General features: G+C 41.0%; 26 protein-coding genes. 8 read left to right on the top strand and 18 right to left on the bottom strand.

Annotated elements, in window-relative coordinates; translation table 11 throughout:
• Positions 1-79: 79 nt before the first annotated feature.
• The 3 genes from ACWODM_RS12295 to ACWODM_RS12285 all read left to right on the top strand — a co-directional run bounded on the left by ACWODM_RS12295 (position 80) and on the right by ACWODM_RS12285 (position 2,067).
• Positions 80-1,189, top strand: a complete 1,110-nt coding sequence (locus ACWODM_RS12295; RefSeq protein WP_455321665.1) for an ABC transporter ATP-binding protein — start codon at positions 80-82, stop codon at positions 1,187-1,189.
• 198 nt (positions 1,190-1,387) lie between these two features.
• Complete coding sequence (locus ACWODM_RS12290; protein ID WP_455321664.1) at positions 1,388-1,768, top strand: YccF domain-containing protein; 381 nt, start codon at positions 1,388-1,390, stop codon at positions 1,766-1,768.
• A gap of 2 nt (positions 1,769-1,770) precedes the next feature.
• Positions 1,771-2,067 carry a bacteriocin immunity protein gene (locus tag ACWODM_RS12285; protein WP_455321663.1) on the top strand — a complete coding sequence of 99 codons (297 nt, stop codon included), beginning with the start codon at positions 1,771-1,773 and terminating at the stop codon, positions 2,065-2,067.
• A 150-nt stretch (positions 2,068-2,217) separates the two neighbouring features.
• Here the strand turns inward: ACWODM_RS12285 and ACWODM_RS12280 are convergent, their stop codons facing one another.
• Both ACWODM_RS12280 and ACWODM_RS12275 read right to left on the bottom strand, forming a co-directional pair.
• Entirely contained in the window at positions 2,218-4,290 is a 2,073-nt protein-coding gene (locus tag ACWODM_RS12280) for a DNA topoisomerase III (protein ID WP_455321662.1), read from the bottom strand.
• Positions 4,238-4,600 carry a DUF1033 family protein gene (locus ACWODM_RS12275; protein ID WP_455321661.1) on the bottom strand — a complete coding sequence of 121 codons (363 nt, stop codon included), beginning with the start codon at positions 4,598-4,600 and terminating at the stop codon, positions 4,238-4,240. Before ACWODM_RS12275 ends, ACWODM_RS12280 begins: the two co-directional genes overlap by 53 nt.
• 712 nt (positions 4,601-5,312) lie before the next feature.
• Here ACWODM_RS12275 and ACWODM_RS12270 point away from each other — a divergent pair.
• The gene (locus ACWODM_RS12270; protein WP_455321660.1) at positions 5,313-5,912 is read left to right on the top strand and encodes a Type 1 glutamine amidotransferase-like domain-containing protein; all 600 of its coding nucleotides are present in this window, start codon (positions 5,313-5,315) and stop codon (positions 5,910-5,912) included.
• A 40-nt stretch (positions 5,913-5,952) separates the two neighbouring features.
• On the opposite strand, the gene mnmA is transcribed toward ACWODM_RS12270, so the two are convergent.
• The 5 genes from mnmA to ACWODM_RS12245 form a co-directional block, all read right to left on the bottom strand.
• Positions 5,953-7,074, bottom strand: coding sequence for a tRNA 2-thiouridine(34) synthase MnmA (mnmA, locus tag ACWODM_RS12265; RefSeq protein WP_455321659.1), 1,122 nt, complete (start codon positions 7,072-7,074; stop codon positions 5,953-5,955).
• Between the two features lie 234 nt (positions 7,075-7,308).
• On the bottom strand, positions 7,309-7,650 hold the full coding sequence (locus ACWODM_RS12260) for a DUF1831 domain-containing protein (RefSeq protein ID WP_455321658.1): 342 nt from the start codon (positions 7,648-7,650) through the stop codon (positions 7,309-7,311).
• 66 nt (positions 7,651-7,716) lie between these two features.
• Positions 7,717-8,856 carry a cysteine desulfurase family protein gene (locus tag ACWODM_RS12255; protein ID WP_455321657.1) on the bottom strand — a complete coding sequence of 380 codons (1,140 nt, stop codon included), beginning with the start codon at positions 8,854-8,856 and terminating at the stop codon, positions 7,717-7,719.
• 104 nt (positions 8,857-8,960) lie between these two features.
• A complete protein-coding gene (locus tag ACWODM_RS12250) occupies positions 8,961-9,932 on the bottom strand; it encodes a ribose-phosphate diphosphokinase (protein ID WP_455321656.1) in 972 nt (323 codons plus the stop codon).
• 75 nt (positions 9,933-10,007) lie between these two features.
• Positions 10,008-10,547 carry a hypothetical protein gene (locus ACWODM_RS12245; RefSeq protein ID WP_455321655.1) on the bottom strand — a complete coding sequence of 180 codons (540 nt, stop codon included), beginning with the start codon at positions 10,545-10,547 and terminating at the stop codon, positions 10,008-10,010.
• A 141-nt stretch (positions 10,548-10,688) separates the two neighbouring features.
• On the opposite strand from ACWODM_RS12245, the gene ACWODM_RS12240 reads away from it, so the two are divergent.
• Positions 10,689-12,593, top strand: coding sequence for a M13 family metallopeptidase (locus ACWODM_RS12240; protein ID WP_455321654.1), 1,905 nt, complete (start codon positions 10,689-10,691; stop codon positions 12,591-12,593).
• Between the two features lie 45 nt (positions 12,594-12,638).
• Here the strand turns inward: ACWODM_RS12240 and ACWODM_RS12235 are convergent, their stop codons facing one another.
• The 7 genes from ACWODM_RS12235 to ACWODM_RS12205 all read right to left on the bottom strand — a co-directional run bounded on the left by ACWODM_RS12235 (position 12,639) and on the right by ACWODM_RS12205 (position 18,275).
• A complete protein-coding gene (locus ACWODM_RS12235; protein WP_455321653.1) occupies positions 12,639-13,487 on the bottom strand; it encodes an ABC transporter ATP-binding protein in 849 nt (282 codons plus the stop codon).
• Positions 13,471-14,694, bottom strand: coding sequence for a hypothetical protein (locus tag ACWODM_RS12230; protein WP_455321652.1), 1,224 nt, complete (start codon positions 14,692-14,694; stop codon positions 13,471-13,473). Before ACWODM_RS12230 ends, ACWODM_RS12235 begins: the two co-directional genes overlap by 17 nt.
• A complete protein-coding gene (locus ACWODM_RS12225; protein ID WP_455321651.1) occupies positions 14,691-15,803 on the bottom strand; it encodes a hypothetical protein in 1,113 nt (370 codons plus the stop codon). The genes ACWODM_RS12230 and ACWODM_RS12225 overlap by 4 nt, the downstream gene beginning before the upstream one ends.
• 248 nt (positions 15,804-16,051) lie before the next feature.
• Positions 16,052-16,747 (bottom strand): 5'-methylthioadenosine/adenosylhomocysteine nucleosidase, encoded by a 696-nt coding sequence (locus ACWODM_RS12220; RefSeq protein ID WP_455321650.1) that lies wholly within the window; start codon positions 16,745-16,747, stop codon positions 16,052-16,054.
• Positions 16,748-16,822: 75 nt separating this feature from the next.
• Entirely contained in the window at positions 16,823-17,383 is a 561-nt protein-coding gene (locus ACWODM_RS12215; protein ID WP_455321649.1) for a cysteine hydrolase family protein, read from the bottom strand.
• 24 nt (positions 17,384-17,407) lie between these two features.
• Positions 17,408-17,704: a cell wall synthase accessory phosphoprotein MacP gene (macP, locus tag ACWODM_RS12210; RefSeq protein WP_455321648.1), complete on the bottom strand. Its 297-nt coding sequence runs from the start codon at positions 17,702-17,704 to the stop codon at positions 17,408-17,410.
• A 1-nt stretch (position 17,705) separates the two neighbouring features.
• On the bottom strand, positions 17,706-18,275 hold the full coding sequence (locus ACWODM_RS12205; protein ID WP_455321647.1) for an NUDIX hydrolase: 570 nt from the start codon (positions 18,273-18,275) through the stop codon (positions 17,706-17,708).
• Between the two features lie 301 nt (positions 18,276-18,576).
• Between ACWODM_RS12205 and ACWODM_RS12200 the strand changes: the two genes are divergently transcribed.
• From ACWODM_RS12200 to ACWODM_RS12190, 3 genes are all read left to right on the top strand, one after another.
• On the top strand, positions 18,577-19,251 hold the full coding sequence (locus ACWODM_RS12200; RefSeq protein WP_455321646.1) for a 5-bromo-4-chloroindolyl phosphate hydrolysis family protein: 675 nt from the start codon (positions 18,577-18,579) through the stop codon (positions 19,249-19,251).
• Between the two features lie 35 nt (positions 19,252-19,286).
• The gene (locus ACWODM_RS12195) at positions 19,287-20,492 is read left to right on the top strand and encodes a toxic anion resistance protein (RefSeq protein WP_455321645.1); all 1,206 of its coding nucleotides are present in this window, start codon (positions 19,287-19,289) and stop codon (positions 20,490-20,492) included.
• 164 nt (positions 20,493-20,656) lie between these two features.
• On the top strand, positions 20,657-20,968 hold the full coding sequence (locus ACWODM_RS12190) for a hypothetical protein (protein WP_455321644.1): 312 nt from the start codon (positions 20,657-20,659) through the stop codon (positions 20,966-20,968).
• 119 nt (positions 20,969-21,087) lie between these two features.
• Here ACWODM_RS12190 and ACWODM_RS12185 read toward each other — a convergent pair whose 3' ends face one another.
• From ACWODM_RS12185 to ACWODM_RS12170, 4 genes are all read right to left on the bottom strand, one after another.
• Entirely contained in the window at positions 21,088-21,951 is an 864-nt protein-coding gene (locus ACWODM_RS12185) for a GRP family sugar transporter (RefSeq protein WP_455321643.1), read from the bottom strand.
• Positions 21,952-22,043: 92 nt separating this feature from the next.
• Positions 22,044-23,069 carry a two-component system sensor histidine kinase SapS gene (sapS, locus tag ACWODM_RS12180; protein ID WP_455321642.1) on the bottom strand — a complete coding sequence of 342 codons (1,026 nt, stop codon included), beginning with the start codon at positions 23,067-23,069 and terminating at the stop codon, positions 22,044-22,046.
• A gap of 61 nt (positions 23,070-23,130) precedes the next feature.
• On the bottom strand, positions 23,131-23,805 hold the full coding sequence (gene sapR / locus ACWODM_RS12175) for a two-component system response regulator SapR (RefSeq protein ID WP_455321641.1): 675 nt from the start codon (positions 23,803-23,805) through the stop codon (positions 23,131-23,133).
• A 202-nt stretch (positions 23,806-24,007) separates the two neighbouring features.
• Positions 24,008-25,504 (bottom strand): phosphomannomutase/phosphoglucomutase, encoded by a 1,497-nt coding sequence (locus tag ACWODM_RS12170; RefSeq protein WP_455321640.1) that lies wholly within the window; start codon positions 25,502-25,504, stop codon positions 24,008-24,010.
• Positions 25,505-25,582 lie beyond the last annotated feature (78 nt).

The following is a 25,582-nucleotide window of genomic DNA, read 5'->3' as shown; positions in this document are numbered from 1 at the left end:
ACGTTTACATTGCGTTTGTAAACCGTTTTCATTTATAGTGAATGTATCAAATACAATAATTGAAAGAAGGAACTTACCCATGGTAGAAATGGCCCTGACTCATGTATACAAAAAATATGACAATGCAGAAAATTATTCTGTTACTGACTTTAATTTAGATATCCAAGACCGCGAATTTATCGTATTCGTTGGTCCTTCCGGTTGTGGTAAATCAACCACTTTACGGATGATCGCTGGATTGGAAGACATCACTGAAGGAGAACTTTCAATAGGCGGCAAAGTCATGAATGATGTAGCTCCCAAAGATCGTGACATCGCGATGGTTTTCCAGAACTATGCCTTGTATCCTCATATGACGGTGTATGACAACATGGCTTTTGGTTTGAAGCTTCGTAAATACGACAAAGCTGAAATCAAAAAACGGGTAGAAAACGCCGCAGATATTCTTGGATTGAGAGAATATTTGGAACGCAAACCAGCAGCTTTATCTGGGGGACAACGTCAGCGTGTAGCCCTAGGGCGTGCAATCGTTCGTGATGCAAAAGTCTTCCTGATGGATGAGCCTTTATCCAACCTGGATGCTAAACTACGTGTGGCGATGCGTGCTGAAATTGCAAAACTACACCAACGTTTGGAAACAACTACGATCTATGTTACTCATGACCAAACAGAAGCGATGACCATGGCTGACCGTATCGTTATCATGAAAGACGGTTTCATCCAACAAATTGGTTCACCAAAAGAAGTTTACAACAATCCTACCAACGTCTTTGTTGCTGGATTTATCGGATCACCTGCAATGAACTTTTTCAATGTTACGTTGAACAATGGTATTGTCAAAGATGGTTACGGTTTGGAATTACAAGTTCCAGAAGGTCGTCACAAAGTATTAGTTGAAAAAGGCTATGAAGGAAAAGAATTGATCTTCGGTATTCGTCCAGAAGATATCCACAGTGAGCAAGTGGCGATTGATGCTACTCCAGGATCAGCTGTTCGTTCTGAAGTAGTCGTATCAGAATTACTTGGTGCAGAAACAATGCTTTACACGAGAATTGGTGATACAGAGTTCATCTCTAAAGTAGATGCTCGTGATTTCCACCGTCCAGGTGAGCAAATCGATCTTGCTTTCAATATCAATAAAGCTCATTTCTTTGATAAAGAAACGGAAGAAGTTATCAAGTTACCTTAGTTTTACCAGTTTTCTGTCATGGGAATAGGTCAGTTTCTATCATCCATGCCAAAAACTTTTAAAAATTTTCCTTATCCATCTCTCCCTAGAAAGAGCAGCAGTCGTAGGATTGCTGCTCTTTTGCATAGAATCAGTCTCTGGTCCCTAGCAAGCAGTAGCAATCTTGTGCTACGATAAAATAAGAAAGCAGGTGAAACGATGAAATTTTTAGGAAATTTGATTTGGTTCCTCTTCGGTGGATTTGTTGGTGGACTGAGCTGGTTGGCGGCAGGTATTCTGTGGTGCATTACCATCATCGGGATTCCGATCGGGATCCAGTGTTTTAAACTAGCTGGTCTGAGCTTCTGGCCCTTTGAAAAAGAGGTCGTTTACAGCGACAGTAGTGTCTCAATACTCATTAATATTCTCTGGTTGATCTTTAGCGGACTGCCTTTAGCCTTTGCACACATCTGCAGTGGCTTGCTGCTTTATCTAACGATCATTGGAATTCCTTTTGGTAATCAATCCTTTAAATTGGCTAAGCTCGCACTGATGCCTTTCGGAGCCAGAGTCGTTTCAACAAATAGCTGGAGGTATTAACTATGGAAGCCAAACAACTTGTTCATGAACTGTACAATGATCTGACAAAATCAGGAAGATCTGATGTCAAAGAGATCCAAGAGGTCTTACTCAAGGTCTATACGAAGCTAGATGCTTCAAACAATCCTGTGCGACTGATCAATCGTTTAACAAACTTTATCTACTTTACCGCCTTTACTGAAAAGTTGAAATTCAGTGAGCAGCAAAATAAATGGATCGCTCAATTAAGCGAGATCGGTGGCAAGGCTGGCGTCAATGCTACCCATCGCGGTGCCGTCGGCAGTAAATTCCAATTTTAAGCTAGGATTGTCTCTTAACTAAAAATACAAGGAACTAAAAAAATGCGTCATCAATAAAAACAAAACTATCCGAACAATTTAGAAGGAATGAATCTTCTAAGCTGCTCGGATAGTTTACTTTTATAAGACTGATATCACAGATTTTTTTAGTTATTTTTTCTCCATGGCAGCTTTCAAAGCTGCTGCCAATGGACTTTCTTGTGGTTCTTCTTGTTGCGAATATTTTTTCACCAAACGGCGTTCTTCATGCTTGGTCATTTTCTTTTTGCGTTCATTCTTCGTAGGAACCTTTTCTGTCGTTCCGTCAAACTTACAACGGAAATAAGAACCGTTCTTTCCTTCGATGATCTCCATCTTTTTATGACACTGCGGACAACGATGATTAGAAATTTTCGGATCTTTGCGGCGACGATAGCTACATTCATTGTTGGAGCAGACATAGATCTTACCATCACGTGTGTTCTTCTCTCGTAACAACTCTCCACAATCCGGACATTTTTTCTGTGTCAAAGAAAAATCCTGATACTTTTGCTCGCTGTGCTTGATTTCTTTGACTAGCTGCTGGGTATCTTTTTCAATTTGCTGCAAGAAGCCCTGACTAGAGAATTGGCCTTTGGCGATTGCCTCCAGTTGTTTTTCCCATTTTTCAGTCAGCTCCGGTGAAACAAGCGACGGATTAACTAATTCTAACAATTGCTTGCCTTTCGGAGAGACCTGCAAGCCAGCAGGTGTTCGTTCCATCAATTCTGATTTGATCAGTTTTTCAATGATCTCTGCACGAGTTGCCGGTGTTCCTAAGCTAAATTTTTCCATTTTCCCTAGAAGTGTTCCCTCGTTCAATGGTTTTGGCGGAGAGGTCAGTTCTTTTTTGATAGTAAAATTAGGCGCAACGGTCATGCCTTCTTTCCAGGAAACTGCCGAGCTTTTCTGTTCTTCTTGGCCTTTCCAACCAGCTTCGATCACTTTGTTTTGGGTAAAGATAAAACGATGTTCTCCAAAGGCAACCGTTGCTTTTTGTTGGACTTTTTTATGAGGAGCTGCAAACAGCATCAAAAAACGGGCAACGATCATATTGTAGATTCGCTGTTCATCACTGGTCAGCTTTGCGTAGTTTGCTTTTTGTTCAGTCGGTAGCAAGGCATGGTGATCAGAAACTTTGGTGTCATTGAATACCGCTTTTTGTTGGACTAAGGCTCCGTTTTTCAAATAGCCTTTGACTTCTGGAGCAAAATCAGAGACTGCTTGCAGTCGTTCTCTCATCGTGGACTTCATATCATTTGTTAAATACTTACTGTCTGTTCGCGGATAAGTCACGATCTTATGATTTTCATAAAGACTTTGAACCAGCGATAAAGTTTTCTTCGCTGAAAAATCGTAACGCTGATTGGCTTCCCGTTGAATCTCAGTTAGATCATAGGGAAGCGGTGCGGTCTCGGTCTTGGTTTTTTCCACTACAGAAAGCACCCGTCCATTGCTGTTCATTTGCTTAACTAATTGTTGGGCCGCTTGCTGTTCTTTGATCGCCTGTGGATTTTTTTGTACTAAACGCGCACGCTCTCCTGCAACTTCCAACTCGATCACAAAATAAGTTTGCGGACGGAAGGTTTCGATTTGGCGTTCCTGTTGACGCACCAAAGCAAGCGTTGGTGTCTGTACCCGACCAGCACTTAAATTATCTTGATATTTGACTGTCAATGCCCGTGTGACATTCAAGCCCACCAGCCAGTCGGCCTTTGCACGCGCGATCGCTGACTGATACAGATTATCATATTGCTTTGCCGGCTTTAACTGGGCAAAACCGTCTTTGATGGCCTTGTCCGTCTGGGAAGAGATCCACAAACGTTTGACAGGTTTGTCAAAACGGACCCACTCTAGGATCCAGCGAGCAACTAGCTCCCCTTCACGTCCGGCATCTGTTGCGATGACTGCTTCTGACACATCTTTACGCTGAGCTAGATGTTTGATCGCTTTTAATTGATGGCCTGTTTTCGGCAAGGGTTTGATCCCCAATTGTTTTGGGATCATTGGCAAAGTTTCCATTTGCCAGCTTTGCCATTCTTTATTGATGTCTTCTGGCATTTTTAGTCCCAATAAATGACCAAGGGCCCAAGTGACGATCACTTGAGGTCCTTCATAGTAGTTTTTATGCTTTTGATTTGCGCCCAAAACCTTACTTAGATCTTTGGCAACGCTTGGCTTTTCCGCTAGAATTAGTCGCTTCATACAATTCCCTTTCGCTTTCGATTAATAGTGGCTGGTAATCTTTTAGAAGAGCTAATCCTTTGTATTGTTGTAAATCTTCATCACATTCTTCACACCAACGCTCATCACCATCATTCCAAAAAGCACTCAAATAATTCGGCTTTGCGTGAATGTATTGATAATCGGCATAAATAACCTGCCACTGTTCTTGATAATAGTGTTGTGCTTCCGCTAGTGTTGAAAATATCACTTTTTCTTGGATATCTTTTTGCCATTCTTCAAAAAACCACCAGGGTTCGTTATCACCATACATGGTAATTACTTGATACATGGTCTCGCCCCTTAAACTTCATTTATTATCGTAATAGTAGTCAGTTTTCTCTGGATTTTCAAGAAGTTAGCTTGTGAATCCAACTGCGTAAAACGAGAATTGGGCAAGATCTACTGATATTTTACAGTATAGCATACTTTCAGAGAAGTCTGCTACAGCACCTATATTTTGATAAAATCCAGGATTTTTAGGATCGCTTCTGGCTTGTGAATCATTTTTGAAAATCAGGAAAGAATCGGTCTTTCCTGACGATCGATTGAACACAGTAGTAAAGAAAAAATTGTATCCGCTTGCTTAAAACGGTATAATAAGGCATAATCCCTTGCGAGGAGCGTGAAATTCATGGAAAGTGTCCCTCTGATTGGTTACATCAATCTAGGCTTAGTCGTTCTTTTGATTATTTTAACTATTCGGGCATGGCTCAAAAAGAAAAAATGAGGCTCCTTTTTGTTGCTCTTTGCTCTAAAAATCTACTAGATTCGGCTTCTGATGATTTTTTCACAGAGGCTTCTTTTTTTTCAAGAAATACGCTGTCTTACTTATGGGAGTCTTAGATCGTCCTGCAATTTCGATCCTGTCAGCTTTCCTTAGCCAATTTTTTTCATTGTAACAAAGCTCTGCCAAAATTTCTTGCGTGACATTAAACTTTTACTGTATTCCTATCTTAAACTTACGTATAATGAAAAGAGACTACAGATAAGGAGATTTTCTCATGGCACTTTTACTCAGTTCTACCGGATTATTTTCAGAACAAACTAGACAAGAAGTGATGCGACTGGTTCCCTCTATCACTGAAAAACAAGTGGCCATTGTGACGACTGCCTCTCCTCAAAAGGAACACAATCGCTTTGCTCAACAAGCAAAAACAGCTTTCTTAACGTTAGGGGTCCCAGAAGAACATCTGAGTTTTTTTGATTTTGATACACAGCAGGTACAACAATTAGCCTCCAAAGACATTCTCTATCTGAATGGGGGAAATCCCTATTATTTGCTGAAGGCAATGAAGCAGCAGAAGACCAAAAAAGTCTTTCAACAGCTTTTAGACAAACAGAAATTGATCATTGGCGTTAGCGCCGGAGCTTTGGTCCTTGGACCAGATATTGAACTGATCAATCGTTTTACACCTGAAATGAATCAGGATTTTCTTACCGATCTTCGCGGACTTGAATTAACAAACCGCTATATTTTTCCGCATTACGATCGTGCAGATCTATTTGGAAATGACATTGAAGAAAAAATTGATCGCTTTGAACAAGAACGAAACATCTATGTCCATCGCCTTGATGATCTAGATTATTTGATTCATAAATAAAAGCCTTTGAGTGTGTTTGAACACACTCAAAGGCTTTTTTCTAAATATATTGTAACGTTTTTTCTGCTTTGTAGGCATGGTCGATCAAACCGCCACCAAGACATTCTTCACCATCGTAGAAAACAACAGCTTGTCCTGGAGTGATCGCACGAACAGGTTCATCAAAGATCACTTCTGCACGATGATCCTCTAACAAGCGCACAGTCACACCCGTATCTTGTTGGCGATAACGGAACTTTGCGGTACAACGAAATTCTTTTGGCTTATCTTCGTTAGTAGTAAAGTGAATTTCACTAGCATCTAAGCGATCCGCGTACAAGGCTTCATGATGGAAACCTTGACCAACCAATAAGGTGTTGGTTTCCAATTCTTTTCCAACTACAAACCATGGATCTTGTGACTGTCCGCCACCACCAATGCCTAGCCCTTGACGTTGACCGATCGTATAATACATCAATCCATCATGTTGACCCTTGACTTCACCATCTAAAGTAACCATATTGCCTTTTTGAGCAGGTAAGTAATGACTCAAAAATTCTTTGAAATTCTTTTCTCCGATAAAACAAACACCCGTCGAATCTTTTTTCTTCGCTGTTGCCAAGCCGGCGCGTTCAGCGATTGCTCGAACTTCTGATTTTTCCATATGTCCTAAAGGAAACATCGTTTTTGCAAGTTGTTCTTGTGACAATTGACTTAAGAAATAGGTTTGATCTTTGTTGTTATCGACACCACGAAGCATATGAGCAACGCCATTTTCATCACATTCCACTTGTGCATAGTGTCCAGTTGCTACATAATCCGCACCTAAATCCATCGCATAATCTAAAAAGGCTTTGAATTTGATCTCTTTGTTACACATCACGTCGGGATTCGGTGTACGTCCCGCACGGTATTCTTCCAAGAAATATTCAAATACACGATCCCAATATTCTTTTTCAAAATTGACTGAATAATACGGAATACCGATTTGATCGGCTACCTTTGCGACATCTTTGTAATCCTCTGTTGCCGTACATACACCATTTTCGTCGGTATCGTCCCAATTTTTCATAAAGATACCGATCACATCATACCCTTGTTCTTTCAACAAAAGCGCAGTTACTGACGAGTCCACCCCGCCACTCATTCCAACGACAACACGAATCTTGCTGTTGTCCGTCATGAATATCACCATCATTTCACTATAGATTCTGAAACATCCACGATTTGAAGGTCGCTACTTTTTCAGTATTTGCTATTATACATGAGATTGACAATAATTTCATCTTTTCTATATTAAATTCCAAGTAAAAGAGACTGTCCGGCTAAAATGTACACAATGGTTTCTCACGACAACTTTTGGTGCTCTACAGAAAAGCTGGGTCGAAAGAATCATCCTCTCAACCCAGCTTTTGATTTATACTTTTTCAAATAATCCGCGACTGATAAAACCATCCATCAGGAAATAGAATTTTTCCTGTAGCAAATCATTGGATGTATCTTTGAAGATATTGACTGCTTTTAAACCGTTCGCAGTTGTCACTGACATTTTTAACTTTTGGATGTCTTTATCGACAGTGATTTTCAATTTGAAGCCTTCATTGCTTTGCGGTGTTGCTTCTAATGGACGGATCAGCTGAAAATTACCGCCCTTCGTTTCCGTAAAGCCGTTATCGCGCAGAGTATAACGCTTAGCAGTAGGTGCCAAACGATAGTTCACTGCTGCCCCTAATACTGTGTCTGTTTCTTGGAATGCCATCTTTTCACCTCGTCTAATTCATTTACGTTTATTATAAAGAATTCTAGTTGCTTTTGCTAGTCTCTTTTAGCGCTTCAATCGATGAATAGAATCAATCAACACTTCTGTAAAAGCCTCAAGCTCTTCTTGAGTATTACCGAAACCAAAGCTGATTCGAATCGACTCATGGATTGCCGGACTGTCCTTGCCATACATTGCTTCAAGTACATGGGAAGGCTCTACATTGCCAGCGGTACAAGCGGAGCCTGTTGAAACAGCAAAGCCTTTTAAATCCAAATGCATCAGCAAGCGGTCACTTGGCACACCGATCACTCGTAAATTTACGATATGAGACAATTTGTTTGTAGGATCTCCATTGATTTCGAAGGCGATCTCTGCCTGTTGCAACTGCTCGATCAAATAGTCCGCAAAGGCAGCATATTTTTGCTGATTGTCATTCTGTACTTCTGGTGGGAGCCATTCGATCGCTTCCGCCAAGCCACAGATTGCTGCCAGATTTTCGGTTCCAGCTCTTCGTTTCTCTTCTTGTTCTCCGCCATGCAAAAAAGCCGGCAAAGAGAGTTCTTTTCTCTTGTACATCACTCCGATGCCTTTAGGTCCATTGACCTTGTGTCCTGAAACAGTCAAAAAATCTACTGGAAGAACGCTCAGATCGATCGGGACTTTACCATAAGCCTGAACGGCATCCGTATGAAAAAGTGCCGAATGCTCTTGAAGCAGCTCTCCGATTTCCTGAATCGGTAATAGATTGCCCGTCTCATTGTTGGCAAACATGACCGATACCAAGATCGTATCCGGACGCAAGGCTTCCTTGACAGTTTCTATCGAAAGCTGTCCGCATTCGTCCACTGGCAGATAGGTCACTTCAAAACCCAGCGTTTCCAAATATTCTGTTGTTCGTAGAATCGCTGGATGCTCGATCGTGGTCGTAATAATATGCTTACCTTGACCTTGTCTAGAGAGTGCGGTGCCGATCAGAACCGTATTGTTACCTTCTGTTCCACCACTATTGAATGTGATCTCGTTTGGTGCAGCCTTTAAGCTGTCCGCCACAACTTGTCTGGCAGCTTCTAGATACTGGTGGGCACGTCTTCCATAGTGATGGATACTGGAGGGATTGCCCACCACTTCCAGCATGACCTGACTCATTCGTTCCACAACTTCCGGTCGCATGGGTGTCGTTGCTGCATGATCTAAATATGTCATTTTTTCACCTGCTTTTTTATAAACTCATTCTAACAAACTTGTGAAAAATACCAATCAGAGAAGATACAGTCGCTGTATCTCTCTGATTGGCTCACCTTGTCGAATTATAAATAGTTTTCTTCGTGTAATTTAAACAGAGGGCTCATCGCAGTATTCTCATGGATACGTTTGACTGCTTCTCCCATCAATTTTGAACAAGTAATGTAAGTCAATTTTTCTGGATGACGACTCTCATCTGTCAAACAAGAATCTGTCACACAAATATCTTCAATTAATGCTTCATCAAGATTTTCTTTTGCTGGAGGTGAAAGCAGTGCATGCGAAGCACAAGCATAGATTTCAATTGCTCCTTCTTCTTTCAACAAACGTGCTGCTTCTGCAAATGTATGCCCTGTATTTAGAATATCATCAATCAAAATACATTTTTTCCCAGCCACGTCTCCAATCACATAGCCGCCATCTTCCAATGATTCGTCTTGATCGACAATTGCCAGAGTTGTATTCAAGTACTCTGCTAAACTTCTTGATCGGGTAACACCGCTGTTTTTAGGAGACACCACGACATAATCGTCGCCTTCCATCTTTTTATTTTTATAATATTGAGCAAACAATGGGATCGTAAATAAATTATCTACTGGAATATCAAAAAATCCTTGTACTTGAACAGTATGCAAATCAAGAGTCAGTACACGAGTGGCTCCAGCTTCTACTAACATATTGGCAATCAGTTTTGCAGTAATCGGCTCGTGCGGCTTTGCCGTGCGGTCCTGACGTGCATAAGCATAATACGGAAGAACGATATTCACTGTTTTGGCACTGGCACGTTTCATCGCGTCGATCATGATCATCAATTCCATATAATAATCATTTACAGGCTGATTGGTCGATTGAATAATATAGATATGCGAGCCTCGGACACTTTCTTCAATACTAATCGCAATTTCACCATCACTGAATTTTTTGATGGCACATTTTCCTAACTTGCTACCAAATTCTTCTGCAATTTTTTCTGCTAAAGGAATATTTCCATTCAAACTAAAGATTTTTAACGATTCGTCTTGATATTTTTCGATCATGTGAGCCTCCATTAGAATTTTTCTTCATTTTAACATATTTTTTCGATTTAGTTTAGCATGTTTTTTCCTTTGATATCAAGGAAGTGAGACTGTACCGTTGACCCATTTCACCGGAATCACTTTCTTGTAGTCGCCCCAGTTGTCATGAACCTTTAAAAACCGTTCGCCGTCACTTGTTTCCATGTAGGCATAAGCAGTCACCCAGTGATTGCCGTATGTACTTCCCAACACTTGGATGACCCCGACAATCACTGGTTTCCCCTGATCGATCCGTTTCTTTGCTCTTTGCCATCCGCCAACCATCGTCATGCGTCCCCGCAGGTTCACTCCTGTATGAGAAAAATAGACGGACAAACCGTGCGCGACTTGTAAGGAAACTGTCGGAAAACCTTTTGGCTGGATAAACAATTGCAAAAAATGAGCCAAGGTCTCGACCTTACGACTATTTTTGATCCTGATATAGTTCGGCACCACGGATTCATCTATATGATCCTGATAGTATCCCAGTAAGACAGCTGCTGCATAGGTGCCACACAGATAACTTTTAGGTGTGATCCATCTGCGGTAAGTTTTGAAACGTTCTTCAGGAATCCCGATCCATTGATCTTTCATCATCTTCATCGCTCCTTATTTCTTTTAACGAATGAAAGCACTATGGCTTTTTGAGCTATTTTTGTTTACAAAATTTTCAAAATTATTTGTTTGATTGTTCTTACTAACTGTATCATACTTATAGAATGAAATGGAGTGAAAATAATGACTGATTTGAAAAAACAAGACTTTTATGAACATGTGAATGGTGAGTGGTTGAAAACAGCGGTCATTCCCGCAGACAAACCTGCCACAGGTGGTTTCCAGGATCTAGTCGAAGATATTGATCAATTGCTGATGAAGGATTTTCAGGAAATGATCCAAGGAGACAGAGCCATTCCTGAAGGACGCATGAAAGATGCGGTCAATTTTTATCAACTGGCCAATGATTATGAGACTCGTGATCAGCTCGCTGACCAACCGATTCAGGATCTACTGATACGGATCATCGAGGTCAACTCCTTTGAAGAACTGAATGCACAAGCTGCAGACTGGATCAAAGAAGGCTTGCCTCTGCCTTTTCATTTTTTTGTGATGGCAGATATGAAAAATGCCCAAGAAAATGCCTTGTATTTGAATCCAACTTCACTGATCCTGCCTGACAAGACCTATTATGAAGAAGGTCATGAACAAGCAGAAGGGATGCTACAAGTCTTCTTTGACATGACCGTTGAGCTTTTACAAAAATTCGGCAGAACTCGTCCAGAAGCTGAAACGATCGCCGAACAGGCTTTGGCTTTCGATAAAGGTCTCGCTCCTTATGTGATGAGTGCCGAGGAAAGTGCTGATTACACCAAAGCCTACAATCCTCGTAGCATCAAAGAAGTTGCGGGTTATACGACACATTTTGATTTTAACGCATTGATCACTCAGCTGCTTCCAGTTGAGGTAGAGCAAGTGATCGTGACCGAACCAGCCTATTTCGAAGCCTTCGATCAATTTGTTTCTGAAGACCATCTACCGCTTTTGAAAAGCTGGATGTACGTCCAAACGATTTTGACCTACACTAGCTATTTAAGTGACGAGCTGCGCCAAATCGGTGGTACCTACCGTCGTTATCTATCCGGGATCGATGAAGCGATGCCTGCTGAAAAAGCTGCCTATTACTTAACGCTGGGGGAATTTGGACAAGTCGTCGGTTTGTATTATGGGAAGACTTACTTTGGGAAAGAAGCCAAGCAAGATGTCCAACGAATGGTACAAAGGATGATCGATGTCTACAAAGATCGTTTAGGGACCAAAGAATGGTTGAGTCCGGATACACGAGCGAAAGCCATCGTCAAATTGAACAATATCGGTGTCCACGTGGGTTATCCTGATAAGATCCCAGCCGTCTATGATTCATTTATTACAAAAACTGTTGAAGAGGGTGGCACGCTAGTCAGCAATGTTCGTTTCTTCTCGCGCCTGGCACGGGAAGCTCGTTTCAATAAAGTCAAACAGCCGGTCGATCGCGAAGAGTGGAGCATGGCGGCTTGTACAGTCAATGCTTATTACAGTGGAATGATGAATGTCATCGTCTTTCCAGCAGCCATTCTCCAAGCACCTTTTTACAGTATCGAACAATCTTCGAGCGCTAATTATGGGGGAATCGGTGCGGTGATCGCTCATGAAATCTCCCATGCCTTTGACAATAACGGGGCAAAATTTGATGAATTTGGCAATTTGAATAACTGGTGGACCGAAGAAGATCTCGCTCATTTCGACCAGCTTGCTGAAGCGATGATCGCCGAGTTTGACGGCTTAGAGATCGCAGGCGGAAAGGTCAACGGAAAGCTGACCGTCTCCGAAAACATCGCTGATGCAGGCGGCTTGAGCTGTGCCTTAGAAGCTGCTAAGAAAGAAACCGATGTCTCTCTTGATGATTTCTTTACCAACTGGGCAAAAATCTGGCGTACAAAAGCCAAAGAACAATATCAGCAATTACTACTGGCAGTCGACGTACATGGTCCAGCAAAACTTCGTGCTAATATCCAGCTACAAAATTTGGAATACTTCCATACAGAATACAATATCCAACCAGGGGATGCTATGTATCGACAACCAGAAGATCGCGTAGAAATTTGGTAGAAATGAAAAAAGACGGGAAGCCTCAAGTGCTTTCCCTCTTTTTGTTTATCCATAAATCCTTTTATATAACTCCATACAGGTCAATTCCCGCAACTCAAACGAAGCCTCTGGATTCATCAACTCAAATTCCTCTCGGTAAAATTTCTCTTCTGTAAGATAAACCTTGTCCTCCAGCTGAAAATCAATAGCTGTATAACGACCCACATAATCTTCTCTTTTGAGGATCAAAAAACGTTCATTCTCAGAATCATTGGGTACATGCTGTAAATGAATCTGTCCATCTAATAAAAAAAGCACACGATCACAAATTTTATCCAAACTAGTCAGTAGATGAGAAATGATCACGATGCCTTTGCCCTCATGCTTCAAATCCGTCACGATCTCTTCTACCAACTCGATATTGTCAATATCCAGTCCATTGGTTACTTCATCCATCAATAAATAATCTGTATTTAACAACAGTTGCATCCCAAAGCACAGACGCTGACGCATTCCAAGTGAATATCTGCTGACTTTCTGATCAATAAACTTATCTAAAGAAAGTCTAGCGATCACTCGCTGGATGTCGTCGGGCTCTCTGTTCCAAAAAGCTGCATACATTTTTAAGTGCTCACGCCCAGTATAATCAGCAATCAAATCATTTTGATTAGGCAGAATAGATAGTTTTTGAAAAATTTGTTTACGATTTTTCTTATGGTTATAATCCAGACCATCGACGGTCACTGTACCGGTGCTCGGTTTGAGATTGTTCATGATCAAATTAAAAATCGTTGTTTTCCCCATGCCGTTCGGAGCAATCAGACCCACGACTTCATTCTCTGAGATCTCTAAATCCAACTCACTTAAAATCTCACGCTTTTTAAACTTAACACCTACGTTATCTAGTACTATCAAGAGTTCGTCTCCTTTCTTTTACAAAAATGACGAATACATTGAGTAATTCGACAATAATCAGCATTCCTAAAAAGATCAGCAAGCCATTCATTAAGCTTAGTTGGTTATTTCCTAAGTAAAAAGCCGTCTCTCCTGAGAGAATTTTCCCAAAGTCAAGATACATCAAAGGATTGTACTGAACCTCTCGAAACGTTCCCCACCATCTTTGAGCGGTCAAAAAGGCAGACACAGCCAGTGCCGCAGCCGGCAAAAGCAACAGAATCTCTTTTTTAGGTAAAAGATTGGCACCTAAGACATAGATCCGCGTGATCAAGACAGACAGCAACAGATAGACACCCAAAAGAATCCCTAGATATTGCCAAACGGCTATTTCACTAAAAACAGCTTTCGTCAGGATCTCTCTTTCGGCATCAAACTGACTGAGATCCAACATTGGAATGTCATAAAATAAATGCAAATCTCCTGATGTCAGATACACAGATGTAAGCAACACACCAAAGAACAGCAGACAAACGGTAAAAATCAGGGAGGTACTGATCCAGCTGTTGAAATACTTCGAAGACGGTGAATGTTTGATCAAAAACTTACCGCGCATTTGCGTGACTAACAGAAACGACAGCATCGCCACAGCTAATAATAAAATATAAGACAGATGATTGGTAAAAAGTTTTGGGAGCAGCGTCAGTGACGACTCCAGTTCGACCATTTTTTTGTCGATTGTTCGGTTCTTTTGGGTTAGCAGCTCCATCAATTTCGCCGTTTTCCCATAATTATAAGCACCGTCAAAGGAGGCATAATAACGATCCTTGATGTAATATTTGGAAGAGTAAAATTCGAACGGTTCTTCCGTATGCAGCAAGCCATACTCATACCATTTCTCCGTCCCTTCAGCATAGCCTGCGTAATCTCCTGCCTGCCAGCTGAGGTAGCGTTCTTCATCGTATTGATGCCATTCCTCATAGACATTGTAAGCCATCGTATACTGGAAGGATGGTTCTTGCATGTTTTCGTAGGCTTCCAAAAAGTCGCCCCATTTTTCATAGCGTTGTTCCAGACGGAAAGCATCGGGCGCTTCGATCTCTTCAAATGTATTGACAAACATCGTGAAGACCGCCAAGACCACTGAAAAACCGATCAAAACAAATTTTACGTTTCGATTCCGGATAAATTCTTTTAAATACAGTCTTCTTTTTTTGAAAAATATCATAAAATAATCCCCTTAATATCCTCTCGTCTGCGATTCACGCCTAACACAAACAAAGCAATCAACAGTAGAGTCCCCAAAATCGTTACTCCAAGCCAAAGCCATAGTGTGAGTGGATCAGCTTTCCCCAACAATACTTGATCAAAACGCATGATATTGCCGACCATTAGTAAAAGAGGTTGACTCTCAGTGACAAGATAAGACAAGACGACCCACAGGCTACCAACCATCATGGTAATGTAGCGATTCTTCAGAAAAATGTTCAGCAACGCCTGCAACGCAGTGAGTAAAACAATACTAAGAATCATTCCCATAAGCACAAAAAGTAAATAAAGCCACAGTGGAACCGCCATAAAGCGAGCTTGGAACAAAATAGCGATCGGATAGGTCAGACTCTGCCAGCCTAATGGATAAAGTAAAAAAGCCGTCACCGAGAAAAGACCAATTACACCGATACCTCCAGCTCTTACACCTGCTCTCAAAAGAATTTCATTGAATACTTTTGTTTTATTCACCGGCAGATTTTGTCCCAGCCCCTTCAGCTTTCTCATCGAGAGCAAAAGATCTGAATGGAAAAGAGCAAAAATCAGCAGACTAAGCGTCAGTAGCAAACCAAGACTCCTTTGTAACAAACTGATGCGGTCGTCTTTTTCCAAATCAAAGGGTACATCCTGTTCAGAAAGAGTCGTATATTTAGCGAAATCCAAATTCAACTGTGTTTCCGTAGTTAAAAAATCTGTTGAGTAGGGAATGTCGCTTTGTTGCTGCAAGTCGATCAATTGGCGTTCATTTTCGATCAGCTCCAGTCGAACCGAAGTCAAATGTTTTTCGTTGTCCATGATCCTTATTGAATATTCTCGATTGAGAAGCTGTTCTTCTGTCAGCAGTAGTTGATACTCTTCCGGCAAATTTTCTTCCGTCGCTACTGCTGGAACGATCTCGTTCAATACGGCATAAATCCCGCTGATCTTACCGCGCAGCTCATCTTCTGCCGTTTTTGATGTTCCGGTTGAATAAGTGACTGCGGCAGCTGCAAAAAGGATGCCCAAAAGAACCAACAACATCCAACGCGTAGTTTTTGTCGTATACATAAAGTTTTTGATGAGTTTCACATGCTCACTCCTTTCTCTATAAAATTACATTTGTTCTGCTACTCTAATTATTAGAGTAAACGAGAAAGCAAAAATTGTAAATATTTTAGGAAGGTTATTCATAGGGCCCCCCTCTCTGTTGAAGCTACTTTATAGTTTAACAGAGAAAGTTAGCTGTTAAAAATTTCCAATAAAAAACGCTCAGTTATCCATGATATTGGTTACTGAGCGTTTGAAATTTCAAAGTTGGATGATACTTGTTTGATTGATCAAGCAACAGCTTCCACAAAAGCCAAAACCATCTCTGCTGAACGCTTGCCGGCGATCTCAATAAATTCATCAAAGGATTGTGTTGCCTCATGATCCGCCGTGTCGCTCATCGCACGCACTACTAAAAATGGCACATCAAATTGTCTTGCCGTCTGAGCGATCGCTGCACCTTCCATTTCGCAAGCCAAAGCCTCAGGAAAATGAGTCAGGATCTCTTTGATTTTAACTGGGTCATGAATAAAAGAATCTCCCGTAACGATCAAGCCTTTCTTCACTTGATGCCCCGTCTGCTCAGCAGCTTTTTCTACTGCTTGGATCAATGCCTGATCTGCTTGATAAAACAGTGGCATCCCGCCTGGAACCTGTCCATAAGCATAACCAAAACCGGTTACATCCACGTCATGATAAGCTAATTTTTCTGAAATGACTAAGTCACCAACAGCTAATCCTGCCCCAATACCACCTGCTGAACCAGTATTGATGATTGCCTCCACTTCATATTGTTGGATCAGTAAACTCGTGGTAATGGAAGACAACACTTTACCGATCCCCGACTCAACGACGATCACTTCATGACCAGCATAGCTCCCCTTAAAAAAATCAGCCCCTGCTTTGGTCCAGGTTTGCAGATCCTCTAGCTTTTCTTTTAACACTTTTACTTCTTGTGCCATTGCACCAATAATCCCGATTTTCATGTATGAACTTCCCCTCGCCTTGCATTGTTGTCAATCAAACAGTTACCGCACAACGCTATCTTTCATTTGTTTTTTTTATCCTTCAATAGATACGACATCTTTTTTGAAGCTTTCTGTATCAAGTACTGTGGCAAATTCTTCATGAATCGTTGCCAGCGACAAATGATGGATCGTTTCAGGATCAAGCCAGTTACCCAGATGATCCCGCATCTCAAACGCTGCCGTTGCATCAGAAATAAGATAGGTTTGATACCCTAAGTTGCCGCTCATCCGTGCAGTCGTAGAGACACAATGAGGTGTCGTTAGACCTACAATTGCAACTGTTTTTATTTGTTTTTCGTTTAAATACTGCTCCAAGTCTGTCCCAATAAAGGCACTGTTGACCGACTTGAGAATCCTTTTTTCGTTTGGTTGAGGTGCCACTACTGCTTTGATAGAAAAACCTGCCCCGTGCTTATAAAAAACGGAATCAGGTGAATCCGAAACATGTTGGATATGGATGATCGTCCATTGCGCTTGTCTACAGTCTGCCAAAATCTCCTGTATCTTTTTCTCGGCATCAGGATTATTACGCCGACCCCATTTACTGTCAGTAAAAGCCTCTTGCACATCGATCAGTAACAATGCTTTCCCCATATCTATACCTCCTTGTAAAATGCTCTACAAAAACCACACCATTAAGCCGACAACGATCAGCAGCAGTGTGACAACAACGATACTCTTCATCAAAAATGTATTCATTTCTCTAGAACGTTGCTTTTCCGACGAACGTGTTTTAGTGACCGGTTTGGTTTTTTTTAGTTCTTTCCGGTAATATTTGTCGATGTTCTTTTCTTCTTGTTGATATTCCCTTTCAGCTTCTTTTTTTTGTAGCTGTCGATTACGCTCCTGTGCTACTTCTTCCTGCTCTTTTCTTCTGCGCAGTTCCGCTCGGGTCACTAAGGGGGACTTACTCATTTTAGACCCTCCCTTGAGCAATCAGCAATTCCCAATATTGGATAGCAAAAATCGTTTTGGCATCACAAATCGATTTGGCTTGGATTTCCTTTTTTGCTTCTTCTAAAGTCAGCTCATAGATCTCCAATACCTCATCCTCATCCTGTGCCAATGGGTTTTCCACTTTTTTGATATTTTTTGCATGATAAAGATGGAGCAGCTCATTGGCAAAACCAGGTGAAAGATACATAGAAGCGATTGGTTCCAACCGCTCTGCACGATAAGCCGTCTCTTCCTCTAATTCTCTGGCACCCGTTTCTTCTGGATGACATCCCTCGCCTGGATCGATTTTACCGGCAGGAATCTCCAAAATAACTTGCTCCAAAGGCTTTCTAAACTGCTTGACCAATACGATCTTGTTTTCATTTGTGATGGCTAAAATTCCTACGCCGCCAGGATGGAAAACCAGTTCCCGTTTGGCTTTTCCACCATCAGGAAGTCGTACATCATCCAGCGCCACATCAATGATTTTTCCATGAAAAATCTCTTGACGTTCAATTGTTTTTTCTTCAAAGTCTTCATAACGAAGCATTGTTCCACCATACTTTCTTTCTGTTTTTCATTAATCGTCTTATTTTAAGACTTAGTTTAACATAGAACACTGGAAATTTCCTAAGACCTTAGCTAGAGTTTGACAAACTTTTTTCTTTTGATAAAAGTTGTGCATTTTTCAGAAAAACTGTTCTGACGGGAGATTTCTTATGATTTTCCTAAATTCCAAAAATCCACCGCAAGTCCGATTCTTTTCTTCAAGGGAACATGCTAAAATAAATTCATAGACAACAAACATAAACAGTGTTGTATAAAAAAGAAATTTAGGAGGAATACAATAGATGAAAAAATCAAAATGGTTATCCATTCTAGTAATAGTTTTTGGGATTCTCGTATTTAACGTAGTCATCTCTGACTATTTGCCTGTTTTTCTACTCGTCGGCGGAATTTTCCTTGTGTATTATGGTTTCAAAGGAAAATCATCTTCGAAAAAGCAAAAAAACAGCCAGACGAACAGCTTACCAACTTTGTCTAAAAAACGGGAACAAAGTTATCTGGACAGTGGCATGTCTTATCGAGAGATCGAATTTTTCCGTGATACCTTGAATCAGGCTAAACAACAGATCGAACAATTACAGACGAATATCAGTAATAACGCGAAATTAAAAGCGATCGACCTGCGACATGACACGATTCGAGCAGCAAAAGCCTTGTTCAAAGAATTAGTCAAAGAGCCTACACGTTTGAATGAAGCCAATCATTTTCTTTACACACACTTGCCAAACATGGTAGATTTAACTAATAAGTATATCGAGATCAATAATCACGAGATCAAGAGTCGTGAGACCTACGAAAAAATCGAAGAAAGCATTCAAATCATCGACCAAATGGCTGCTTTGATTTCTAAAGATTACCAAAAGTTCGTTTCGGACGATTTAGAGGATCTGGATGTCGAGTTATCTATTGCCAAACAAAGTATACAAAGAAATCGTTCTTATGAAGAAAACAACGCATAAGAACGAGACTTCTTATTTAAAGGGGGACTACATATATGACCGATAATTTACCAAAACAAAAAACTGCTGAAGTCAATGATTCCCTAGAGGATCTGTTAAGCAATCCTTTTGCAGCAAATCTAGATTCATTGACAACTACACAACAGCAAGAAATCACTGAACTGCATACTCAACAAAAAGCGCCTCGTTTGATCGATCAGCTATCTGACGGTCGTCAACAGCAAGCCAAAGAGCTGGCTGCTAAGATCGATGCGACTGATCAGCAGGCAGTCATTACATATGGTGCTGCCGCGCAAACAAAATTGAGTGAATTCTCTCAATCGATGTTAAATCACGTTCAAGCAGCGGATATTGGACCTGTTGGTGACTCTTTGACAGAATTGATGTTCCGTCTACAAGAAGCCAATCCAGATGATCTGCGTGCAGGTGAAGGTAATATCTTCAAGCGGATGTTTGGCAAAGTCAAACAATCCATTTATGAAATCACTGCAAAATATCAAAAAATCGGCGCACAGATCGATAAAGTCGCTGTCAAGTTGACCAAAGAAAAAGATGGTCTATTAAAAGACAACATGATGCTCGAACAGCTCTACACTAAAAACAAAGATTATTTTGATGCGTTGAATATCTATATCGCTGCCGGTGAATTAAAGATGGAAGAGCTACAAACTCAAACAATCCCGGAAGCCATGGAAAAAGCTCGTGAAACGGGCGATCAAATGGATGTTCAAATTGCCAATGACTACTCACAGTTTCTGGATCGCTTAGACAAGCGTACCCATGATCTGCGTTTAGCTCGTCAAATCACGATCCAGCAAGCACCTCAGATTCGTCTGATCCAAAACACGAATCAGGCACTTGCAGAAAAAATCCATGCCTCGATCAATACGGCGATCCCACTATGGAAAAACCAAGTGGTCATCGCTCTAACACTGCTTCGTCAAAAAGACGCAGTTACGGCTCAACGACAAGTTTCTGAAACAACGAACGATTTGCTACGCAAGAATTCAGAGATGCTGAAGGTCTCTGCTATCGAGACTGCTCGCGAAAACGAACGTGGCATCGTCGACATCGAAACCTTGCAAAAAACACAAAACGACTTGGTCGAAACAATTCAAGAAACCTTGCGTATCCAGCAAGAAGGAAAAGAAAAACGTCGCAATGCAGAACTCGAGCTTGGCGTGATGGAAGAAGATTTGAAACAACGTCTGTTGGAATTGACCAGCGGCAATCAAGGCTAATAATGCAAAACGGTCAGAGACTTCTCATAGTTGTCTATGACCGTTTTTTTGCCATCAAAAAATGATTCTATCGAGATAGTAATTGTAACAGACACTCGCCAATTCAATTCTTCCAGCGATTTGTTCTTCAGTTCTTCTAATAAACTAAGAAAGCAGGGATACCCTTGAAGAAAGTCAATCTTACCTTTTTATGTCTATCATTAATCAAACTTATATATAATTTTTTACCCCTTCTATTGATTCGGCTAGTGGATAATGAAAAATTCTTGACCTTTCTTCATTATTCTCTTTCTACAGAAATGATTCCATATGATATTACGGCTTTGATTCTCTATTATGGCAGTTTTAGCGTCTGTTTGATTTATACTATAGTGAAGAAAAATACCGCAGCCTTCATTTATCTTTGGCTGACACTGATTGGATATCTGGCATTGAATTATTTGTTTGGTATGGGTTCCTTTTTATATCCTGTATAAATTAGATAAAGAAACTTTGATCGAATAAAATGGACCTTAGCGAATCGTTTGCACTGAAATGTTTTTCAGTGTCGACTAGCTAAGGTCCATTTTTATCTTTATAGAAAGTGATCACGCTGCTACATTTTTAAATAACCTAACAATAAACCACCGACAATAACCAACAGGCAGCCCCAAAGTACCCAGCGTAGCTCTTTTTTGGTTTTTCGTTCTCCTAATAGAAAAATACCGCCTAAGGTCGAAATGATGATCCCCATTTGTGACAAGGAGAAACCGATCGCCAACCCAAGCTCCTGCACGGTGAGTAGCATGCAGACATTCCCAACGCCCCACAACAAACCAGAAGCCATATTTTTCCACACATACTGATTCCACTCGATCTTACGAAAAGCAAACAGATTGGCACCGATAAACATGCCCAAACTTTGTGGCAAAATGATCGCTGTCGGGTCTAGTTCTGCCCAACGAATCAAAATTGTGTAGGAACCGTAGCCGATCGTTGAGAAGATCAGTGCACGGAAACCCTTGCTAAAATCATACAAACGATCTGTATCCGGCTGGACGTCGTTCTTGTCTCTCTTAGCTGTCAGATACGCACCAAACACCAGAAAGAACAAGGCTAGAAAGCCCACGACAAAGTCACGAGTTTTTGTCCATTCATGAAAGAAGATGGCTCCCGCCACCGTATTCAAAAATAACTGCATGCCGGTCGACATTGGCAATCCCACCGAGATGCCCATATACTTCATTCCGTGAAATTGTCCGTTTTGTCCGACAGTCCAGAGCATTCCTGATAAAAAACCGATCAAAACGATCCACAGGGTCAGTCCTGGCTGCAAAATAATATAAACTAGCAATGAGAACAAAAAGGCACCGATCGTCATTCCTAGAGTTTGCTGATTGGCGTCTCCACCTAGTTTTCCACTGACCAATCCAATACTACCCCATGCAAGCATTGGGATCAATGCAATCAATATCGTCATACTTGTTCCTCTTTCTTCTTGTCTTATAAGTAACGAGTCTACCAATAAAATGTTAGTAAAACAAGTCTTATTTTTTCTAGATGAAAAAATTCTTAACGTTCTTCTTCATAGTAGCTCAACATTGGAAAATACAAGGTCATTTTAGTTCCTTGTCCTGCTACGGATTTGGCATACAGTTTGACACCTAGTCGACTGGCCAGATTCTTTGCCAGATACAGACCTAAACCTGTCGAATGTTTCTGGTCATTACGTCCATTTTTCCCAGTAAAGCCCTTGTCAAAGATACGTCGCATATCCTCTTTGGGAATACCGATCCCGCTGTCTTGAAGCTCTAGCTGGACGCCCTTCCTTTTCTTCACCAAACGAATCTTGATCGTACCATTTTCAGATGTATATTTGATCGCATTACTCAATAGCTGACGAAGAATAAAGCCGATCCATTTACCATCGGTCAAAACTTGCTGATCGTCTCCTTCGATAGCATAACGAATATTCTTTTGAATAAAGTAGTTGGCTTGACTGCGCAACACAGGCTGGATGATTTTTTTGAGCGAGGTCTCTTGAATCAGATAATCTTTGGAAAAGCTATCCAGTCGTGCGACATAAAGGACTTGATCTACGTATTCATCCATACGGTTCAATTCATTTTCCAATGAAAGGTACTTGGCATCGGCTATATCAAATTCGATCGAGCGCAGCAGTAGCTGAGTGGCTGCCAAAGGTACCTTGATCTCATGTACCCAAGAATCAATGTAATCTTTTTGTTCCTCTTGATTTGTTACGACTTGCTCCATTGTTTCCTGATGCTCTCGAATCACTTGATTGATAAATTCTTGTTCTAGGTGTTCTTCCTCGCTACGGGCAGAAGAAAGATAATTTTGCAGCACGCTGTCCCCTTCCTTGAAAGTCAACTCGCGCCACCAACGACGCTTGGACATATAGTGGATCACTAAGATGACGCCTAGAACCACTGTCTGCATCAACACCAAATAACCCAATGTTCCCCAACTAAGAGAAACACCGGGTGACAGCCAAATCACAAACGCTGTCAGCAGGACAAACAAAAACCAGCCGACAAATACCCACCATTGATCTTTTAAATATTTCCAAAAATTCATGGACTTCCTCATTTCTATCATTTTTCAAAATTAGAAAAATTCATTTGAAAACCTAAACCACTCAAGGAATGATGTAACCTTGACCAACCTTTGTCTCGATATAGCCTTTGACCCCTGCCTGTTCGATCTTACGACGCAGACGATTGATATTGACGGTTAATGTATTGTCATCGACGAATCGTTCATCGTCCCACAACGCCCGTAACAGTTTCTCACGGCTTAAGATTTTTCCATGATTTTTCATTAAGATATACAGTAAACGGTATTCATTTTTGCTTAGATCGATGATTTCTCCTTGAACGTCTACACTGCCGTTATCGACATTCAGGATCAAACCATTGTGAGTGATCGTTTCATTGTTGTTTTCTACATAATTATACGAACGGCGCAGTAACGCGTTGATTTTCGCTACCAGCACGTCCAATTCAAAGGGCTTCGTGATAAAATCATCCGCACCCATATTCATTGCCATGATCATATCCATGTTCGTATTGCGACTGGAAATAAAAATGATCGGTACTTTTGAGATTTCACGAATTTTTTGGCACCAGTAATAACCATCAAAAACAGGTAAATTGATATCCAGTAAAATCAATTGCAGATCTTCGGTTTTAAAATCCAGCAATACTTGATGAAAGTCCGTTGTGCCAAAGGTTTCAAACTGCCATTTTTCCAATTCTTCCATAATTAGTTGACGAATGACTGTTTCGTCCTCGACTACCATGATCTTAGCCATTTCTTTCCTCCCAGCTTCTGCAGTATCTTTGATCGATCCGATCTCTGCAAGAACATCGTCTTTTCTCTACTTTACCAAATTTCCTGATCTTTCACCATTCAATAATTCATTAAGACTAGCTTTCAATCCAAATTGACAGATGATCATTTAAACTAAGAAAAAAACAAAGAATCCACAGAACAGATTCTTTGTTTTTTTCTTATTAATCGATCAATGGCAACAATTTTTCCTGATTGACTTGATCATAGCTATTGAGAAATTGATGGAGCTCTTTTAAAACAGAAGGAATGATCCCAGTTTGATCATTTTCTACTTGTAAAACAAGTAGTGGCTCATGCAAACTCATTCGCAGTAAAAACCAGCCTGAACCAAATGGATCTGAAAGCTTGAAGCGAATGCCTTCATCGTTTTCTGGATCAACTGTCCAACCAGTCACACTGGTTTCAGCAATATCTTTGATGACTGTTTCCCCTAATGCACGGTAATCTTCTGCCTCCAATTTAAAACGAACCTCTTGTGTTTCAGCTGGCTGTTTCAAATCGGCGATCAATGATTCCAAGGTTTGATCATTTTCCTGTAGTTGTGGCAAGAGCATCAAAATTTTCGCGATGACATACGCACCGTCATCTAGGAAATAATTTTCTTTGAATGCTGCATGTCCACTAGTTTCGATCGCTAGCTGAGAGTCGATTCCTGAATCATTCAGCTGGATCGATTTGTTGATCACATTACGATACCCAGAAATATAACGAACCTGCTTGCCGTCTAGCGCTTCAATGAATGCTTTCAAATGATCCGATGTTGGAGAGTTGGTCACAATACTGGTACCCGGATGCTCTGTCAAAATGATTCGGCTCAACACAGCAATCAAGTTGTTCCGATTGAGAACATCTCCCGTTTTAGTTACAACCGCTGAACGGTCTACGTCCGTATCAAAAATAACGCCTAGATCTGCCTGATGTTCCAATACTGCCCCTTGAATGCTTGCCATGGCTTCTTTGTTGTCTGGATTAGGAATATGGTTTGGAAAATGGCCGTCAGGTTCTAAAAACTGCGAGCCTGTTGTATCCGCACCCAATGGCTGTAAAACTTTCTCCGCAAAGAAGCCTCCTGCGCCGTTTCCAGCGTCCACAATGATTTTCAAGCCTTTCAAAGGTTCCTGTGGTTCGCCTTTGATTCCTTTTCGGATTTTTTGGACCAAGTCTTTTGAATACGGTGTCAAAATATCCGCTGTTCGTACTGAACCTTTTTCAGCTCCCGAGATTGCTTGTGTATGACTTAAAATAAATTGGATATCTTCCTTTTCAGCACCGCCTATCTCACTGAAAATTTTCACTCCATTGAAATAATAAGGCAGGTGACTCGCTGTCAACATCACTCCTGCATCACAGGCGAATTCTGGAAATTGCGTACTCATAAACATTGCCGGTGTTGTTGCCAAACCAAAATCGATCACGTCTGCTCCTTGTTGAGTCAAAGCGCCAATCAAGGAATCTTTCAAACTCTCCCCGCTTAAACGACTGTCTCGACCGATTCCTACAGTCAGCTGAGTACTGTTCGTTTTTTCTTTCAACCAGTGGATCAGACCTGAAGCGATTTTTTCCATTGCATCGGGTGTTAGATTGGCCTGATATTCTTCTGTGTCAATAGCGATTCCGCGAATGTCTGAGCCGTTTTGCAGCTTTTCTAATGTTGACATATATTGTTCCTCCTTAAATTTGATTGCACCTCCATTATAACAAAAAAATAGTCTCTGTCGCTGTTTTTAGGTATTTTT

It is taken from the genome of Enterococcus olivae, from assembly GCF_053760925.1.
Note: the sequence above shows the minus strand (reverse complement) of the source record. Positions and strands in the feature narration are given on the sequence as shown.

Coding starts and splice junctions, on each gene's coding strand:
- ACWODM_RS12295 (WP_455321665.1), top strand. CDS start 80: ATGGTAGAAATGGCCCTGACTCATGTATACAAAAAATATGACAATGCA.
- ACWODM_RS12290 (WP_455321664.1), top strand. CDS start 1,388: ATGAAATTTTTAGGAAATTTGATTTGGTTCCTCTTCGGTGGATTTGTT.
- ACWODM_RS12285 (WP_455321663.1), top strand. CDS start 1,771: ATGGAAGCCAAACAACTTGTTCATGAACTGTACAATGATCTGACAAAA.
- ACWODM_RS12280 (WP_455321662.1), bottom strand. CDS start 4,290: ATGAAGCGACTAATTCTAGCGGAAAAGCCAAGCGTTGCCAAAGATCTA.
- ACWODM_RS12275 (WP_455321661.1), bottom strand. CDS start 4,600: ATGTATCAAGTAATTACCATGTATGGTGATAACGAACCCTGGTGGTTT.
- ACWODM_RS12270 (WP_455321660.1), top strand. CDS start 5,313: ATGGCACTTTTACTCAGTTCTACCGGATTATTTTCAGAACAAACTAGA.
- mnmA (WP_455321659.1), bottom strand. CDS start 7,074: ATGACGGACAACAGCAAGATTCGTGTTGTCGTTGGAATGAGTGGCGGG.
- ACWODM_RS12260 (WP_455321658.1), bottom strand. CDS start 7,650: ATGGCATTCCAAGAAACAGACACAGTATTAGGGGCAGCAGTGAACTAT.
- ACWODM_RS12255 (WP_455321657.1), bottom strand. CDS start 8,856: ATGACATATTTAGATCATGCAGCAACGACACCCATGCGACCGGAAGTT.
- ACWODM_RS12250 (WP_455321656.1), bottom strand. CDS start 9,932: ATGATCGAAAAATATCAAGACGAATCGTTAAAAATCTTTAGTTTGAAT.
- ACWODM_RS12245 (WP_455321655.1), bottom strand. CDS start 10,547: ATGATGAAAGATCAATGGATCGGGATTCCTGAAGAACGTTTCAAAACT.
- ACWODM_RS12240 (WP_455321654.1), top strand. CDS start 10,689: ATGACTGATTTGAAAAAACAAGACTTTTATGAACATGTGAATGGTGAG.
- ACWODM_RS12230 (WP_455321652.1), bottom strand. CDS start 14,694: ATGATATTTTTCAAAAAAAGAAGACTGTATTTAAAAGAATTTATCCGG.
- ACWODM_RS12220 (WP_455321650.1), bottom strand. CDS start 16,747: ATGAAAATCGGGATTATTGGTGCAATGGCACAAGAAGTAAAAGTGTTA.
- ACWODM_RS12215 (WP_455321649.1), bottom strand. CDS start 17,383: ATGGGGAAAGCATTGTTACTGATCGATGTGCAAGAGGCTTTTACTGAC.
- macP (WP_455321648.1), bottom strand. CDS start 17,704: ATGAGTAAGTCCCCCTTAGTGACCCGAGCGGAACTGCGCAGAAGAAAA.
- ACWODM_RS12205 (WP_455321647.1), bottom strand. CDS start 18,275: ATGCTTCGTTATGAAGACTTTGAAGAAAAAACAATTGAACGTCAAGAG.
- ACWODM_RS12200 (WP_455321646.1), top strand. CDS start 18,577: ATGAAAAAATCAAAATGGTTATCCATTCTAGTAATAGTTTTTGGGATT.
- ACWODM_RS12195 (WP_455321645.1), top strand. CDS start 19,287: ATGACCGATAATTTACCAAAACAAAAAACTGCTGAAGTCAATGATTCC.
- ACWODM_RS12185 (WP_455321643.1), bottom strand. CDS start 21,951: ATGACGATATTGATTGCATTGATCCCAATGCTTGCATGGGGTAGTATT.
- sapS (WP_455321642.1), bottom strand. CDS start 23,069: ATGAATTTTTGGAAATATTTAAAAGATCAATGGTGGGTATTTGTCGGC.
- sapR (WP_455321641.1), bottom strand. CDS start 23,805: ATGGCTAAGATCATGGTAGTCGAGGACGAAACAGTCATTCGTCAACTA.
- ACWODM_RS12170 (WP_455321640.1), bottom strand. CDS start 25,504: ATGTCAACATTAGAAAAGCTGCAAAACGGCTCAGACATTCGCGGAATC.